The 702-nt window shown below is 28.4% G+C and carries 1 protein-coding gene; it reads right to left on the minus strand.

The window, feature by feature from the left end; genetic code table 11:
* A partial coding sequence (locus GQX97_RS13355) for a SurA N-terminal domain-containing protein (protein WP_157152299.1) occupies nucleotides 1–671 on the minus strand: 671 nt, incomplete at its 3' end.
* Nucleotides 672–702: the final 31 nt, after the last annotated feature.

Here is a 702-nt window from a genome sequence, read left to right on the forward strand (position 1 = left end):
ATAGTAGTAGGAGGTACTATAGTTGGTTCTCCTAATACAGCATTGTTTCTTTCTATTACTGCTTTGTCTTTTAAATCAATAATTTCTCTTTGAACRTTTTGTTCTGCATAAACTCTTTTATAAATATCAGCTATATATGGAGCTGTTTGAGTATTATATTCTGTGATACCATATTGAGCTAATTGTAATTGGTCTTTTGCTTGRTCAAAGAATGCTTTAGCTTGCTCTGGAGTTGGAGCTGGTACATTGCTTGCTGCTTGTTCTATTAATTTTTGATAATAGTACTGAGCTTTAATATTTCTGATAGTAGCATCTATTGTAGATTTAGCTTCTTCTGTTTCAAAGAATTTATCTGTTTCTGCTTTTTTTAGCAAAAGTATTTGGTTAATTAAATCTTCTGCGTAGTTTTGTTTATATCTATTATCGCTCTCTATCATAGCTATTTGTTCAGGAGTTGCTCCTTGTGCTTTCATAGAGTTTAAGAATACTTTATAATCTTTATTAAAATTAGTTTGATTTATTGTAAAATCATCTACTTTTAAAACCCATTCACCTTCACCGCCTTGAAGATAAGCTAATGAATCTGAAGAGTTAGTAGTTTTTGTGTTTGAACAAGATACAAAAAATATCGATAAAACTATTAATGATAAAAATACTTTTTTAATATACATAAAAAATACTCCTTAATTTACAATACAACTT

The sequence above is a fragment of the Brachyspira sp. SAP_772 genome, from assembly GCF_009755885.1.
In the GTDB taxonomy this organism is placed as follows: Bacteria; Spirochaetota; Brachyspiria; order Brachyspirales; family Brachyspiraceae; genus Brachyspira.